Annotated in this window: 15 protein-coding genes; 8 read left to right on the top strand and 7 right to left on the bottom strand. The window is 38.9% G+C overall.

Annotation, left to right across the window (positions count from 1 at the left end; genetic code table 11):
- Positions 1-743 precede the first annotated feature (743 nt).
- Together BV372_RS08445 and mnmG are read right to left on the bottom strand one after the other, a co-directional pair.
- Complete coding sequence (locus BV372_RS08445; protein WP_086685792.1) at positions 744-2051, bottom strand: hypothetical protein; 1308 nt, start codon at positions 2049-2051, stop codon at positions 744-746.
- A gap of 210 nt (positions 2052-2261) precedes the next feature.
- Entirely contained in the window at positions 2262-4205 is a 1944-nt protein-coding gene (mnmG, locus tag BV372_RS08440) for a tRNA uridine-5-carboxymethylaminomethyl(34) synthesis enzyme MnmG (RefSeq protein ID WP_086685791.1), read from the bottom strand.
- 333 nt (positions 4206-4538) lie between these two features.
- Between mnmG and BV372_RS08435 the strand changes: the two genes are divergently transcribed.
- From BV372_RS08435 to BV372_RS08425, 3 genes are read left to right on the top strand one after another with little or no spacing between them, the layout of a single operon-like run.
- On the top strand, positions 4539-5696 hold the full coding sequence (locus BV372_RS08435; RefSeq protein WP_086685790.1) for an AAA family ATPase: 1158 nt from the start codon (positions 4539-4541) through the stop codon (positions 5694-5696).
- Positions 5693-6382: a hypothetical protein gene (locus tag BV372_RS08430; protein WP_086685789.1), complete on the top strand. Its 690-nt coding sequence runs from the start codon at positions 5693-5695 to the stop codon at positions 6380-6382. The genes BV372_RS08435 and BV372_RS08430 overlap by 4 nt, the downstream gene beginning before the upstream one ends.
- A gap of 11 nt (positions 6383-6393) precedes the next feature.
- A complete protein-coding gene (locus BV372_RS08425; protein WP_086685788.1) occupies positions 6394-7248 on the top strand; it encodes a D-alanyl-D-alanine carboxypeptidase family protein in 855 nt (284 codons plus the stop codon).
- Positions 7249-7483: 235 nt separating this feature from the next.
- On the opposite strand, the gene BV372_RS08420 is transcribed toward BV372_RS08425, so the two are convergent.
- Positions 7484-7678, bottom strand: coding sequence for a type II toxin-antitoxin system HicB family antitoxin (locus BV372_RS08420; RefSeq protein WP_086685807.1), 195 nt, complete (start codon positions 7676-7678; stop codon positions 7484-7486).
- A gap of 150 nt (positions 7679-7828) precedes the next feature.
- On the bottom strand, positions 7829-8392 hold the full coding sequence (locus tag BV372_RS08415) for a hypothetical protein (protein WP_086685786.1): 564 nt from the start codon (positions 8390-8392) through the stop codon (positions 7829-7831).
- Positions 8393-8751: 359 nt separating this feature from the next.
- On the opposite strand from BV372_RS08415, the gene BV372_RS08410 reads away from it, so the two are divergent.
- The 3 genes from BV372_RS08410 to BV372_RS08400 all read left to right on the top strand — a co-directional run bounded on the left by BV372_RS08410 (position 8752) and on the right by BV372_RS08400 (position 10964).
- Positions 8752-9327, top strand: coding sequence for a TIGR04376 family protein (locus tag BV372_RS08410; RefSeq protein WP_086685784.1), 576 nt, complete (start codon positions 8752-8754; stop codon positions 9325-9327).
- 259 nt (positions 9328-9586) lie between these two features.
- Complete coding sequence (locus tag BV372_RS08405) at positions 9587-10159, top strand: nitrate transporter (RefSeq protein ID WP_086685782.1); 573 nt, start codon at positions 9587-9589, stop codon at positions 10157-10159.
- 391 nt (positions 10160-10550) lie between these two features.
- Positions 10551-10964, top strand: a complete 414-nt coding sequence (locus BV372_RS08400) for a heavy metal-responsive transcriptional regulator (RefSeq protein ID WP_086685780.1) — start codon at positions 10551-10553, stop codon at positions 10962-10964.
- Between the two features lie 190 nt (positions 10965-11154).
- Here BV372_RS08400 and BV372_RS08395 read toward each other — a convergent pair whose 3' ends face one another.
- Positions 11155-11349 carry a heavy-metal-associated domain-containing protein gene (locus BV372_RS08395; protein ID WP_086685779.1) on the bottom strand — a complete coding sequence of 65 codons (195 nt, stop codon included), beginning with the start codon at positions 11347-11349 and terminating at the stop codon, positions 11155-11157.
- A 578-nt stretch (positions 11350-11927) separates the two neighbouring features.
- On the opposite strand from BV372_RS08395, the gene BV372_RS37435 reads away from it, so the two are divergent.
- Both BV372_RS37435 and BV372_RS37430 read left to right on the top strand, forming a co-directional pair.
- The gene (locus tag BV372_RS37435; protein ID WP_256973121.1) at positions 11928-12275 is read left to right on the top strand and encodes a hypothetical protein; all 348 of its coding nucleotides are present in this window, start codon (positions 11928-11930) and stop codon (positions 12273-12275) included.
- Positions 12187-12477, top strand: a complete 291-nt coding sequence (locus BV372_RS37430; protein WP_256973120.1) for an RtcB family protein — start codon at positions 12187-12189, stop codon at positions 12475-12477. The genes BV372_RS37435 and BV372_RS37430 overlap by 89 nt, the downstream gene beginning before the upstream one ends.
- Before the next feature lie 136 nt (positions 12478-12613).
- On the opposite strand, the gene BV372_RS08385 is transcribed toward BV372_RS37430, so the two are convergent.
- Positions 12614-13297: a Crp/Fnr family transcriptional regulator gene (locus BV372_RS08385; protein ID WP_086685777.1), complete on the bottom strand. Its 684-nt coding sequence runs from the start codon at positions 13295-13297 to the stop codon at positions 12614-12616.
- Between the two features lie 199 nt (positions 13298-13496).
- Positions 13497-14771, bottom strand: a complete 1275-nt coding sequence (locus BV372_RS08380; RefSeq protein ID WP_086685776.1) for a pilus assembly protein PilB — start codon at positions 14769-14771, stop codon at positions 13497-13499.
- Positions 14772-15023 lie beyond the last annotated feature (252 nt).

Raw genomic sequence — 15023 nt, 5'->3', positions numbered from 1 at the left:
CAAGCATAAAGACTGTTTTACTTCTGAATTCTGAATTCTAACTCCTGAATTCTGCTGTAAGTAGGTGTATGCAGCGCACATCCCAGTCAGTGGGTTTTTGAGCCTAAGTTACTGCCCTAGATAGTTGCGGCTAATTCTTGGCAGGTAATTTCATAACTGATAGCTTCAATTAAAATCCTGATGAAGGCGAGTTTGAGGGATTAAGGTTGACCTACGTGCAAGGGAACGCGGGGAACTTTAATTTTCTTGCTCTTAGCGTCCTCGGTGTAAAACTGTCAATTCAAGCTTGACAGAGTACTAATCCTTAATCCCTAGCCTCTTTTTCATACCTGCGAGTATACGCACAGCGCGATCGCAGTCATTCCACGAGCGGGATACCAATCACCGCGCATTTACGCAGAAGTATCTAGCTAATTAATTGTATCGATTATGTTTAATTACCGAGTTTATAGTGCAATGAGGTGTCATACCCCTGATAACAAATAAGGGAAATTACTGTATTATTAGTCAAATGGGTCAGAAAAAAATATTCTCTGGCAAAATAACTAGTAAATACAAGTAGCCGAATCATAGGGTTACAACTCTTCACCACAGGTTTTCATTTCTGCTTAGTGGTTTGGTAGTACACGCCCAAATATAGTAGGTAAGGCATAAGCCCTACCTATGGTGAATCTGCATTTCAATCAATTGTAAAGTTCTAGATTTTTCCAACCTCGACCTTACATCGAGTAAAAATAAATTTTCTACAGCTTCTGTCCTGTGTAAATTGATCGCACTTCGCCATTACGACGAACGATCGCTTCACCGTTATTGACATCTACTAACGTCCAACCACTTGAGCCAATGCTTTCACCGACAACAAAGCGGTGCGTTGCACCATCGACTTTAAACAAAGCCGCAGATTTGCTTCCTAACTCTAGTATTCCCTCGAGGATATGGCTAGGAGTAGCAGCATTTGTAGTAGTTGATGTAGCCTGTTGCTGGGATGCGGAATATACCGATGCTGTAGCCATAGGAAGTTGTGGCGGTGCAGCCCGGAAAGGTACAACTGGTAATGTTGGCAGCAGATTAGATGATTGTCCGATGACAATCGGTGCAGTGCGTACATTCACAGGTTTGAGATCTGTGCGCACAGCAGCGGCAAACATATTGACACTTACAGGCTTGGCTGGTTTACGCACAGAATTTAAGGCGTTTTTCACAGCATTAGGTCGGGATGTAGCCGATGCAGTCTTTACTGGTGCTATGAGTGTGGGAATACCAGGAAGCAGCGGTGGTGCATAGCGCATTGGAGAAGGTGCTTGATATACAGGTATGTATATGCGCTCAACAATGTTTTTGGCGACGTTAGGGGCTGGTAATGTATTGTTAGCTGTCAGAGGTGTTGGCAAAAGCAGACTTTTTTGATTGCTAGCCAAAGCTAAGACTGGTGACTTGGGAGTTGCGCTAATGGCGAGTCCTGAGTTGGCGTAGCTTTGATTAGTTCTGTTCTGTTGCTGATCTATGACTGACAGTGCTCCTAGCATATAGTCAACCAACTCAGCCTGGACATCAACTCTTTGAGGTGACTGCGTCTGCGGTACCTGAAGATATGCTGCTGTGATTGGCTTGAAAGGGAAAGTTAGCACCCTAGAGTTTAGCAGGTAGATAATGCCAGCGATCGCCACGCCGACAATGGTTGTGCCGACAATTACTAATCTCGCCAATGGACGCCTGTTTTTCTTCAGCTTGCGAGTAACTGCTTTTCTCACAGGCGTGTCAACTCCAAACTTACTCAAAGGCTTTTCCCTCATTTGGGAAACTCCTTGTATGGTTTGGTGCAGTTCATTTGGCAAGACAATCTGCGGTACTTTAACTGTTTGTAGAGGAACATAATCTACATTCACAGTTTGGGAAGCAAAATTCCCACTAGCATCCAGAACATTGTCGATATCGGCAAAGAGTTCATCCATCAAGCCATCAGCATAGACATCTATCGTCCAAGGCTCGTTGGCGATCAAGTCTTCTGATGGTTCTGGAATAATCACATGAGTGCTGGCTTCTTTTAACATAGGCTTTTGGGTGGTAGCTGCTAGGACGGGAAAATACCGCCCCTACTGCCTGGGAATTAGGATTTTCTGTGAAGTTGGCAATCTTCCGCCTAAGTAGACTGGTTGATTGCTCAGTGGTATTAAATTCAACTTAGAATCCAGAGACTGCTGATGATGCCAGTTCTTAATCCATGTCATCTATCATACCCAATCTCTTCCCTACTACTATACTCATGCTTCATGAAGTTTTTTTGAAGCCAACGCTGGAAACTCTGACTGGAACTTTGTTTTACGTAATTCTAGATATATTAACAAGGCATTAAGATCTGCGGGGTTCACTCCACCAATACGTGCTGCTTGACCAACAGTCAGCGGTTTTACTTTACTTAACTTTTCTCTCGCTTCCTTAGAAAGGGTATCAATTTTTGTGTAATCTAAATCCGTAGGCAACTGGCGGTGCGCCTGACGGGAAATCTGCTCAATCTGATTTTGTTGCCGCGCCAGGTAACCAGAATACTTGATGTCAATTTCTGCGCCATCTTTCTCAACAGAGTTGAGGCTGGGATTGCCCAATCCGTACCTATCGAGGTGGAGGTAGTGAAATCCCGGACGCCGTAGCAAGTCAGCTAGAGTAATTGAGCCTTTAATTGCTTGTTGGGTATCAGCTGCGATCGCAACTCCGATTTCATCATGTTCTTTAACCCGTGTGGCGTGCAGCCGTTCTTTTTCCGCAATAATCTGTGCTTGTTTGCGGGTAAATAAATCCCAACGGCGATCATCAATTAACCCGATTTCCCGTCCTAAAGGTGTTAATCGCTGGTCAGCATTATCAGAACGTAGTATTAAACGGTACTCAGACCTACTTGTGAGCATACGGTAAGGCTCACGTAAATCCTTCGTACACAGGTCATCAACCAAAGTTCCTATGTAACTTTGCTCACGCGGAAACACAATCATTTCGCGATCGCGTACAAAGCGCGCCGCGTTTACACCTGCCACAAATCCTTGAGCTGCTGCTTCCTCATAACCTGTTGTGCCGTTAATCTGCCCAGCACAAAACAGTCCCGCAATCTTTTTAGTCATCAGTGTGGGATAACACTGAGTTGCAGGTAAATAGTCATATTCCACTGCATAAGCTGGACGTAGCATCACACAGTTTTCTAAACCAGGAAGACTCCGTAACATTTGCAGTTGCAAATTTTCCGGCAACCCTGTGGAAAACCCTTGAATGTAAAGTTCGGGAATATCCCTGCCTTCTGGTTCAATAAATATTTGATGGCTTTCCTTATCGGCAAAGCGCACAATCTTATCTTCAATACTCGGACAATATCGAGGTCCTTTCGCTTCTACCCAACCACCATAAACAGGCGACAGGTGCAAATTTTCTTGAATCAGGCGATGGGTTTCGGGGGTGGTGCGGGTAATGTAACAAGGCATTTGCTCCCGTTCTACCCATACTTCCGGGTCAAAGCTAAACCAGCTTACTTGTTCATCCCCGGGTTGGATAGACATTTTACTGTAGTCTACCGATCGCTTGTCTACCCTGGCTGGGGTGCCGGTCTTCAGTCTTCCAGTTTCAAATCCCAGACGATTTAAAGTATCCGTCAATCCTTCAGCGGCAAATTCTCCCGCACGTCCCGCCGCCATTGACTTGTTACCAACCCAAATCTTTCCGCCTAAGAATGTACCAGTCGTCAAGATAACTGCTTTGCAGTGGAAGGACACACCAAAGTAAGTCTGAACGCCAATTACTTCATCATTAGCGCCTAGCACTAAATCCGTTGCCATTCCCTCTCGAATGATCAAGTTATCTTGATTCTCAACAATACTTTTCATCACGGCTGCGTATTCCCGCTTATCTGTTTGGGCCCGTAATGCCCATACTGCTGGTCCCCGTGAAGAATTGAGAATCCGCTTTTGCAGATAAGTCCGGTCAGCCACCTTACCAATTTCCCCACCTAGAGCATCAACTTCATGGGTTAATTGGGATTTGGCTGGGCCACCGACTGCTGGGTTGCATGGTTGCCAAGCGATTTTATCTAAATTAAGCGTCAACAGCAGAGTACGACAACCGAGGCGGGCAGTGGCAAGGGCTGCTTCGCAACCGGAGTGACCTGCACCGACGACAATGACATCAAAAGCGTCATGGAATTCAATGGAATTGTGCATGGTCATACTTACAAATTCGGCAAGCTGAGAGTTATTTTCAATTTTAGCTGATACCGTAGTTTCATGGATGTGTTTGGATATGCGATCATATTATCCGCTATTAATCAATATGCATTAAAAAGGAATATCTTGAGATTTCCATTTTTACAATTTAGTTCTAGGCAAAATATATTATATTTCTACTACAAATATTAGGTTAGTAATTTGATAAATTAACTTTCAGCCCATACCAAGCATATATATTAAATAATATTATTTGATATTTGCGTAATGATAAATTAAGTTAAAATCATCTTACTACACCAATGAGCCACTTTTTTACTTTACTAGGTATAAATTATGAAAATAAATCAATTATCATATTATGATCATCAGCGAGAGTGGTGTTTTGAGCCAATACAGTTTTCGGACTTAAATCTTTTGGTTGGTGCTTCTGGCGTTGGTAAAACTCAAATTCTTGAATCGATTATAAATTTGCAGAAAATAGCTAATGGAAAATCCTTCAATGGAGTAAGTTGGAATATAGAATTTACAGTTGATACAAATTTATATAATTGGCATGGAGAATTTGAAACTGGAAAACTGGTCAATTTGATATTAGATAATCAAAATGAAAAAAATCAATTTAAGATAATTAACGAATTTTTATCAGTAAATGGTAAGACTATTATTCAAAGAAATGCACAAGAAATAAATTTTCGTGATCAAATTTTACCAAAGCTATCTTCCTTTCAAAGTGTAGTAGCAATATTGAGCGAAGAAGAAGATATCGCTCCAATTAAATATGGATTTAGTCAAATTAAAGAAAATAGTGAGGATTATGGCAGTAATAGTATGATATTTCTAAGTTTTTTTGCTAATAAGAAAATTTTCGATCATTATTCTTTATTAAGAGATAAGTATTCATCATTAACTTTAGAGGATATCCAAAAAAGTAATCTATTAAATCAAATAAAATTAGGATTAGCATACGAATATTTTCCTGAGATTTTTGATAAAATCAAAAAGCATTTCATGGAAATATTTGTGCAAGTTGAAGATATTAAACTAGAACAAGATGAAGAATTATTTAAATTTCTTAATTCAAAAAACTATCCTTTAGTAAAAATTAAAGAAAAAGATGTAAATAATTGGATCAATCAAATTCAAATTTCTTCAGGTATGTACAAAACGCTAATGTATATCAGCGAACTTTATTTATCTGCTGAAGAAACTGTTATTCTAATTGATGAATTTGAAAATAGTTTAGGAGTTAATTGTATTGATATTGTGACAGAACTCTTATTAGAAAATAAGAAGTTACAATTTATAATTACTAGCCACCATCCTTATATAATTAATAACATCGGCATGGAACACTGGAAAATTGTGACTCGTCGAGGTGGTATTGTGAAAGCGAGAGACGCTAAAGAGTTTAATCTTGGTAAATCTAGACATCAGGCATTTATGCAACTGATTAATCTTGATGCTTACAAAGAAGGCATTGCAGTGGGATGAATCTTTACTTTCTTGTCGAAGGAAAAAGAACTGAAAGAAAAGTTTATCCAGCTTGGTTAGCTTATCTTTTACCAGAACTAAAACAAGTTCAAAGTTACGATGAAGTTAAGAAAAATAATTATTACTTATTCAGTGCCGAAGGTTATCCTTCAATAATTGATATTCATTTACCTAATGCGATCGCAGATATTCAACAACAGGGAAATTACAACTACCTTGTAGTATGTCTAGACGCAGAAGAAAATACAGTTAGTGAAATCCAACAAGAAATTTATGATTTTTTAAATGCTGAAAAAATTCAGATGGGAAATATTGAGCTTGTACTCATCATCCAAAATAGGTGTTTAGAAACTTGGTTTCTAGGAAATCGAAAAATTTACTCAAGACAACCTCAAGATCTTACATTACTAGACTACACTCGGTATTATGATATTTCAGTGAACTGTCCAGAGTTGATGGGTAAATATCACAATTTTAATACTCATGCTCAATTCCATGAAGCTTATTTAAAAGAATTATTTAAAGCCAAAAATATTAACTATTCTAAAAGAAACCCAGGTGATGTATTGAAGCCATATTATTTAGAGCAATTATTAACAAGGATTAAGGCTCAAAATCAGCACTTACCTACTTTTCAAGAGTTTGTAAAATTTTGTACAGAAATTAAAAGCCAATTATCTATTTAATTTATCACTTAATGCAACGAATTCTGCGTAAAATAGCTTTTTTGTCAATTATTTTCTTTATTTCTTTTGCTTTAGTTGCTAGCAATGGAGTTGCTCACCACCAATCAGTTATTAACACCGCACAATTCAACAGTTGCTTAAGTGCTACTTCAATTCCATGTCTAGGCAATCCCCAACAGATAACTTTACCTACGCCAAGTAAACTATTTACACCTAATCCCCAATTAAACGAGCAACAGCGTTTTTTGTCTACTATTGCTAATAAGTTACCAATAATCCCCCAACCTGGTACTTTTGAATATATATTGTTAGATAAATATGGCGCAGCATTTGTCAATCAAGAACCAGAGACTAAACTGCCGCAAAAAGTTATCTTTGCTAACGAGCAAGAAACCAAAGAATTTCAATCTACCCTGACAATGATTAAAGTTGATGGGACGAATGATTGTTATTTACAGCAATCAGCAGGATTAGCTTTTAATAAAGCGCGATCGCTCCAAAAAATTCCTCTCAAATCAGGTTATGGTAGCGGTGATTGTACTCGTACTTTCACCACAAATTTGAGATTTTGGCAAAAATACGCTAACGATAGAACCTTAGAGAAAGTTCGCCAGGGTAAAGAAACAGCAATTCTGGGGATAGTTGCACCACCTGGAACATCACAACATCTTTGGGGATTAGCCATTGATTTACGTGTATCAAGTCAAAAGCAGAGACAAGCTTTAAATCAAAATGGTTGGTTTCAAACTGTAGAAAGTGATATTCCCCATTGGACTTATTTAGGTTTAACAGAAGAACAATTACCTCTGTTTGGTTTTAAGAAAACAGTGGTAAGAGGCATTACTTATTGGTTAACGCCAATTTAGTCAATTGGCAAATATCTTTACAGCTAACTAGAGGAATCTAGTTTAATATTTGAAAAAATTTCTTATATGTCTAAGTACCTTCTTTCCTATTTCCTGCCTTGACAAATAATTTCACAAATCAAATAGGAATGCTATATATAGATAATAGAGCAAGAGCATTTTTATTTGTATCTTAGTGTCTTTATCGCTCATTTTTCAACTCAAAAACACTAAGACACGAAGTATTTGTCAAAGATTATCGAATCTCTACATAACGTAGCTCTGCATTTTGAGTTACTTCATCAACAGTTTCTAAATAGGTTTTAATGGCATCTTTGATATTCTCTAAAGCCTCTTCTTCTGTTTCTCCCAAAGTCCAACATCCTGGTAAAGCAGGGCACCAGATAGCATATCCTCGCTTCGTTTTATTTAACTTGACTTTGTAACGCATATCTAAATAACCGCTTTTGTCTGCCATTCTATATCGTTAAATTAAACAAAAATTGATCATCTGATACTGCACAAACTGAAACTATTGCTTAAACGTACTGGAGTTGAAGATTTGTTGACATAAATCCCAGCGATAATGAAAAAATCAACTCTATTGAGATTTATAGGGTGATGCTACAAATTGCAGGAATTTTAATTGATTATTTTCCCATTTATAGTAGAAACGCCCAATACTTTGTTCTGTGTCCTGACCTCCAGCTTGACCAACAATTATGAGTAACTTGCTATTAGCACGATAGTGTAAGCCACCGTCAGGTCTGGGAGGATTATATCCAGCACCGCGTTGATCGTGATAGCCATAAAGTTGTGTCGGTAGATAAACCTGACCAGTTTTGAGATCGACAATTGCTGCTGTATCTACACCACCCATAGCACGATTGAGATGATCGGCGATCGCATAATGACCTGCAAAATTCGTACCTTTGTTAACAGTCGCGTTCAGTTGTGGTTCGTAGTCTTTGATTTCTTGGCTACTGGCGGCTAGTGCAGCTGGCTTCCCTTGGAATACTGGCTTTGCTGGATAGTTTTTAAAATGCGGTTGTTGAATGCGAGAAGTTTGCTGCTGGGATGCTGCCAATATTGGTACACTTTGGTTGACTACACTTAAGCCAATAACTGTAGTAAAAGCAGCAATAATCAAACTACGTTGTAACATTGAATGCGCACTCTACTAATAATTATAATTAACCTGTTTAAATCAGCTACAAGCTCAAGTTGTAAAATTCCTGGAAATTATCTCAAGTAACTTCTGATTTTGCGGAGAAATTAAAATAGTTTGCTTATGTTAAATTTACCTATATCTTTAGTTATATTTTGACTAGTTAAAGAGCAGATTTTTGGATAAAACCATTATCATAAAAGGGTGTTTGATTAAAAAAAATCTGTACACCTCTATCTTCCTTCTTTCCTGTTCCCTATTCCCCTCCTCTTTATAGTGAACTGTTACAAGTAGCTTTTCTCCCATGATAATAATTACTACAATAAAGTCACACACCTGACTCTGGAGTTCTAACAGTGGGCTTATTTGATGATTTAAGTCGGTTTCTGGAAAACCGTTTAGAAGAATTCTTGCGTAATAATCCCCATTTGGAATTAGAAGCGCTGTTAGAACAGCTGCGGGAGCAAGAGGAAGATACGTTAAAGCTGGTTGCAGATTTGCAATTACAGGAAAAGCGATTGCAAGAGGAAATTCTGTCTACCGCTCAAGAAATTCAGCGTTGGCACATCCGCGTTCAAAAGGCGAAAGCTGCTGCTAGAGAGGATTTAGCCGTTGCGGCCCAAGAAAGAGAAGCAGCTTTATTGCGTGAAGGAAATCAGCGATGGGGACAGATGCAAGGGTTAAAAGAACGCATTAATCAATCTAAAGAATTACTCAAAAAAATTCAGGTTCGACGACAAGAGGTGCAAGCCAAAGCTACCGAAGCGCAAACAACACGTGCAAAAGCTCAAGCTCAACAGCGCTTAGAAACTGACGGGTGGTCAAAAGCAACTAGCAATTATTCTAGTAGTTTTGACGACTTAGAAGATAAGTTTCGCCGTTGGGAAACTCAGGATGAGTTAGAACAAATGAAACGAAATCTCGGGAAATAATTAGTAACCAGTAATCAGTAATCTGCGTACTGATTACTGGGTAATAGTATTCAATTATATTTAATGTAATTTTTTGATTATTTAAGTTAGACGCATCTAAAAATTGAATTATTGAAATTTTATTTAATTTATTAAGTTAGCTTGCAATTTTTGTTAAATTTGATTTAAACAGACTTTTACACCTCCTTATTGTTTGTCTATTCACTATTTTTTGCAATTGCCGCAGTATTCCCTAGAGTTTCCAAATGAGAACTGAGGCATGGAACACAGTATACTTCTAGATGTTTTATCTAGCCTACAAAGATTATTTGTAGGTTATATTCCAGCCGCTATTTTAGGTGGTTTCATTGGATACTTAATTAGTATCAATGGCACAATTTACCAGCTATTCAAGCGGATATTTCAAATACCTCATAGTATCCCTCCTATAGCCTTACTACCGATTGCGCTTATAGTATTTAAAGATAGTGAAGTCGCAACTGTAGTCGTAATTTTCATTGGAACTCTCTGGACAATGATAGTGAATACTGCAATAGGAATGCGGCATTTTTACAGACAGAACAATAACTTTCGAGCAGCAATATTTCATATATTTCATGCTTTGAAAGTAGGCATTTGGGTAGCGTGGTTCACAGTTATTGCTACAGAAATGTTGACAGGCCCAAAAGGACTTGGCTCACTCGCCTGGGATGCTTATAAAATTGGCAACACAAATTACATCATCCAGGCAATACTCTACATTGGTGTTATTGGTAGTTTACTAGATCAGTTTTTAGACATTAGTGCATATCTTCTGACACAAATGGTCTCACAAGGTAACAGATCTGCTTAACAATTAAATAGCTGTTTAGAGCCTACATCTATGATATATAAAACTTCTATGAGAATCCGGTTTAATTTTTGAAATAATGACCTACTTTTGGAGCTTAATCGTAGGCAATGCCCACCATATCTAGGTTTTATTGGGCAATACCCTTAAGCAAAAATTTTTGCTCATATCTCCGAAGTATTCAATAAGTCAGGGATCTAAATCCACCTTATTTCAGCGATATTCTTAAGTATGTGATGTTGCAGACATGTAATGATTTAAGTAGTTGAGACTATGAAAACTAGCCGTCAGGCACTGCATTTGATAGGGTATTACTACAAGTTAATGTTTACTTTCTAAAGTATCTCTTGCCTTTATTTTGTTAAGATAATTGCAAATTTTGGAGAGTCTTGCCGTGTTAACCCACGATAAAAAACTACTTTTGATTGGTCAAGTAACAGATTTAAGCGGAGTACCAATCAGAACAATTCGCTATTATGAAAGTTTAGGTTTAATTAAGTCATCAGGAAGAACTGAAGGAGGTTTTCGACAGTTTTCAGCAGATGTGCTGGCTCGTTTAGCCTTCATCAAAAGGTCACAAAGTCTAGGCTTGAGCCTAGAAGAAATTGGGGAAATTTTGAATGTCTATGACGAAGGACAACCACCCTGTGATGAAATCCAAGAAAAGCTTGAAGAAAAGCTGATGCAGATCGATAGCCAGATAGCTCAGTTGCTAAAATTACGGTCTGATATAGAAATATTGCTTTCCGGTTGGAAGAATGTGGATAATAAGCGTGAGGATACAATTTGTCCTATCATCCAACCTTAATGTTGTCTTTAAAAGCAGCACAATGAATACAAAGCAGCTTTTGCTATGAATCTAAGGCTATACAAAGATAGACACAGGTTTCTAAATGGTTGCCTACAAAAATAAGATGCTTCTGTATTGTTTTATGGTTGAAGTTGAAACTCTGTAGAGACGTTACATATAACCTCTCTACACTTAACGCTGTCAAGGATTAGGCAACTGGATAACCAGCAGCAGCTAACGCTTCCTTAATGACATTTTCTGAAGCTTGAGTATCTACACTTACAAGCTTAGTTTTAGGATCTGCCTGAATATTAGCATTGGCATCTACTGCTTTAAGTGCATTAGTAATAGTGTTTGCACAAGCCGAACAAGCCATGTTGGGAACTGTGAGTTTAAGTGTCATAAGTTTAAAATAACGAAGGGAAAACCGATCGAGACCAAGCTTGATACCATTGCTGCATTTGCTAAATTTCAGCAATTTGCGATTTGATGATAGCTTGAGCGAGGTCAAGAATTTGTGAGTGAGTAGCTATATTTAAAGCCATCCTCGACAATTTTTGCATTTCAGGATCTTTAGCTTTTGGCAAAGCCGCTATCTCAACTGCTCCTAAATGTTAGGGCTTATCTAGAGTTTTGCTGTTACTGATTATTGGCTGAGATTTACCTTAACTTCATCCTAAAATCTCTACCCAACTGGAGAGTCAAGAGTATATTACAAGTTTTTCGCTAAATTTAAAGTTCGTTTACAAGTTTGGTCTAGCTGAGTTAACTATAGCCTTCTGTAATTTAAGCGCAGTACAAAGTACTACAAAATGCTTGTCAACCTATAAAAGGTTATTTTATGAACGTTATATAACCTGTTGTTTTCCCCACAACGCTGGGAAAATAACTCCTTACAACAATTGAGACGCGGCTGCTGAACCCAAGTCTCCTAATCTCTTCAATACCAAGAGTCTTTTTTAAGACTACTCAGGAATTTTCATGCAGCCAAAAAATCTTCAACGTCTCTTGCGTGCTTTAGCGCGGCAAGGTTTGGATGTTAGCTATAGCGATGTCTCACGACAAGCCGCTAGCCTGCGGCAACGCTCCCGAACGCGTCTACGCACTTATTCTGTCCGTTTAGGAAATTCTCCTGATGCACCAGTAGCAGACATACTACTACCTGAAGGATTCCCCGTAGAAGCTAAAGCACTCAAGCAGTTAGCAAATCTCGCCAACGTTCACCACCCAGGAGGTGGATGTGTCTGTCGCGCCTGTGCTACGCCTGACTTTCACCCTGTTTTGCAATTCAGCATCGCATGGCGCGGGAAGAGTAAAGTCGCGTTTTGACCTCAACCGTAAAGGTGCATCTCAAAGTGAAGCCGAACTGGGATTAATTGGAGTTGACTGCATCACCTTACGAGAAGAACGTCGAATTGAAGAAGCACCAGCTGCTTACAAGCCGATTCAGTCTGTGATTGATGTGCAAGTCGAGGCGGAGATGGTGGGTGTTGTAGCGCGGTTGTGTCCGGTGTTGACGTTTAAGGCGTAAGCGATTGTCAATTGTCAAATCTCGAATAACATTGCGCTAAGGTCGTTCTAGAATGTGTGACAATTCTATAAATATAAAAAGACCCAGATTCCCGAATTCCTAGAGAATTCGGGAATCTTATTTTCAGGAATAATCATTAAACTTTGTTAGCTAAATTGATCAACTGTTTAAAGTTGACCAAATAAATGATGTTATTTGTGCTGTCAATTTCCAGCCAGCCTTTTTCATGCAGTTTTTCCATGATTTTGCCAGTTTCGTCAACACTGATTTCTGTCACTTCTGCCAAATCTTTGAAGGGAATGTTAAAAATTTCTCTTCCTTTGTCTGATTTTTGACCGTAGCTTTCGCCCAAACTAACTAGGGTCTGAGCTAGTTTGACTGCTGGTGGTGAAGAGCGCATTTGCAGGCGCAGATTGATTTGTCGCAATCGCCGCACCATCAGTTGTAGCATTCGGTGATGTAAATGCGGATCTTTAAATAAGATTTGAATAAAACGCTCTCGAGAAACACTAAGTAACTTTACAGGCGATAGAGCAATCACATCAGTTGAGCGCGGCGATTCATCTAAAACTGCCATTTCTCCAAAAAAATCGCCTCGACCTAAAATTGCTAGAGCGACAAAATTATCTCCGGATGTGCGCCGAACTTTGACCCAACCAGAAACTAAGAAATAAACTGCATTACCCCAAGCATCTTCCATCAAAACAGCTCGTTCAGCCGGGTATTCATGGTCAATTGCAACATTCAGCAGCCATTCCAAAGTTTGGGGATTGGCTGTACTTAGTAAGGGAAAAAGTTCACTAAAAACCTCAGTCTGCATGAAATATCTGCAAAAAATTGATTCAGGAGGAGCAAATTAGGTCGGCTATTATATTTTTTAAAACCGCAATCATTGGTTGAATACGGTAGCAAAATAGTTACAAATTAATTAAGAATTTTCAGATTTTTAAGTCTGAGATTCTAGTACAACATAGCAATTATGTCTGGGATCGCAATCAGCGGTTTTACTGACAGATGTATTATTTACTGTTTTTTGGTAGCTGACTATCTCCAGCCAAGACATTGAGTTGTTTGTCTAAATTGTCCACTAGTTGAGTTAGGGCGACCATAGCCTTGAATTGCTCAGATTGTAAGTTAGGGGTAAAGAGCAGTCTTTGCTCTAGTTCGTGCAACTTGAAGCTTAGTTGTTTAGCCATTACTAATGTATCGTGGCTAAGTCGGTTCAACTGTTGCTGTTGATAGAACTTTAATGCTGCTCCCCGTAGGACTTGTAGTGTCGCCTCTTCACCGTAAATTCCAGGCATCACTCGTAAGCGTAATAACAAACTATGGTTTTGATATAGCCATTCCTTCTCTACCTGTTTTGGTTCGGGAAAAGTAGCGATGGGTAGACCAGCAAATTGCTTGAATTCATTGATTACGTCTTGGAAAACTGCAAGCGGCAAATTTTCGATCACCGACTGCAAGACCCCATTGTCGCTCCAGAGTATTCTGCCTTGGTCATGTTGTCTTTCTAAATACAGGCGGCCAATTCCCCCAAGCAAGACTCTTGCTAATAACTCTTCTAGTAATTTTTTTGATGGTAGCGTTGCCAACACTTCAATCGAGCTTAATGTATCTGGAATTTGCACTGGCAAAACAGTTAAATTGCTCGGAAGTACTACCTCAGTCGTTTGCTCCCCTTGACTTTGATCAACAGAGGTAGCTGTAAGAGTTCCAGACACGCTATTTGAATTGGGGGTTGCGGATAAATCGGCTTGTGAAATAGAATCTGGCAGAATTTCTGTTTGCGTCTCAATCAGTGAGGGTTGTAGATCTAATTCAGAGTAGGTAGTTGCAGAAGAATTCAGTTGCTCGCTGAGGGGAACTGCCCTGTTGTTTGAGGTAAAGTCTACTTTTGACTGATGCGTTTGTTTCGCATCTGAGGAGTATCGGTTTTTATAGTTGAGGTAGGCTGACAGGGTAGTGTGGTGAATCTCGCCTTCAATTGGCTCAGTCACCAATATGTAATTGATAGAAGACAGAATACGGCTAACGTAATCTAATGCCTCGCTGTCTTGCGGATCAACCATACCCAGTAACAGTTGATTGCCTTTTAACTTCAAAGGCAAAATTTGGTGGTAAAGGCAAGCTTCTAAGGACAAGAGAGTATCAATTAACGAGAAGATGTGCTCGCGATCGCTAGGTAACTCCTTGGGATTATTGGATTCTGGCTCACCCGTAAGTGGAGTTACATCTGGGATCGGCGGCTCAGTTTCTTCGTTATCAGTGAGTTTGCCCTCGGAAGACAACATATGCTTATTTAATATTTGCTTTATTTTCTTATAATTCTATTGTGCTTCTAAGTTAGTGTGTAGTAAATAAAGATACTTTATATGTTAGGGAAAGTTTGATTAAATACAAAGGTCTAGAAGTTAAATCTAGGATTGTGGATTGGGGATAAATCCCAAATCCAAAATCTGAAATACTTACTCTCAAGGCATTTTTATTCTATGTATGAATAGAGATAGCTCCAAATTGAGCCTTATACGAGTACATCAGAATAT

This window comes from Nostoc sp. T09 (genome assembly GCF_002154695.1).
Lineage (GTDB): Bacteria > Cyanobacteriota > Cyanobacteriia > Cyanobacteriales > Nostocaceae > Aulosira.
The sequence above is the reverse complement of the archived record's forward strand: the minus strand, read 5'-3'. Positions and strand labels throughout refer to the sequence as shown.

Excerpts from the sequence above, each read along its gene's own strand:
- BV372_RS08445 (WP_086685792.1), bottom strand. The coding sequence starts at position 2,051 with ATGTTAAAAGAAGCCAGCACTCATGTGATTATTCCAGAACCATCAGAA.
- mnmG (WP_086685791.1), bottom strand. The coding sequence starts at position 4,205 with ATGACCATGCACAATTCCATTGAATTCCATGACGCTTTTGATGTCATT.
- BV372_RS08435 (WP_086685790.1), top strand. The coding sequence starts at position 4,539 with ATGAAAATAAATCAATTATCATATTATGATCATCAGCGAGAGTGGTGT.
- BV372_RS08430 (WP_086685789.1), top strand. The coding sequence starts at position 5,693 with ATGAATCTTTACTTTCTTGTCGAAGGAAAAAGAACTGAAAGAAAAGTT.
- BV372_RS08425 (WP_086685788.1), top strand. The coding sequence starts at position 6,394 with ATGCAACGAATTCTGCGTAAAATAGCTTTTTTGTCAATTATTTTCTTT.
- BV372_RS08420 (WP_086685807.1), bottom strand. The coding sequence starts at position 7,678 with ATGCGTTACAAAGTCAAGTTAAATAAAACGAAGCGAGGATATGCTATC.
- BV372_RS08415 (WP_086685786.1), bottom strand. The coding sequence starts at position 8,392 with ATGTTACAACGTAGTTTGATTATTGCTGCTTTTACTACAGTTATTGGC.
- BV372_RS08405 (WP_086685782.1), top strand. The coding sequence starts at position 9,587 with ATGGAACACAGTATACTTCTAGATGTTTTATCTAGCCTACAAAGATTA.
- BV372_RS08395 (WP_086685779.1), bottom strand. The coding sequence starts at position 11,349 with ATGACACTTAAACTCACAGTTCCCAACATGGCTTGTTCGGCTTGTGCA.
- BV372_RS37435 (WP_256973121.1), top strand. The coding sequence starts at position 11,928 with ATGCAGCCAAAAAATCTTCAACGTCTCTTGCGTGCTTTAGCGCGGCAA.
- BV372_RS08385 (WP_086685777.1), bottom strand. The coding sequence starts at position 13,297 with ATGCAGACTGAGGTTTTTAGTGAACTTTTTCCCTTACTAAGTACAGCC.
- BV372_RS08380 (WP_086685776.1), bottom strand. The coding sequence starts at position 14,771 with ATGTTGTCTTCCGAGGGCAAACTCACTGATAACGAAGAAACTGAGCCG.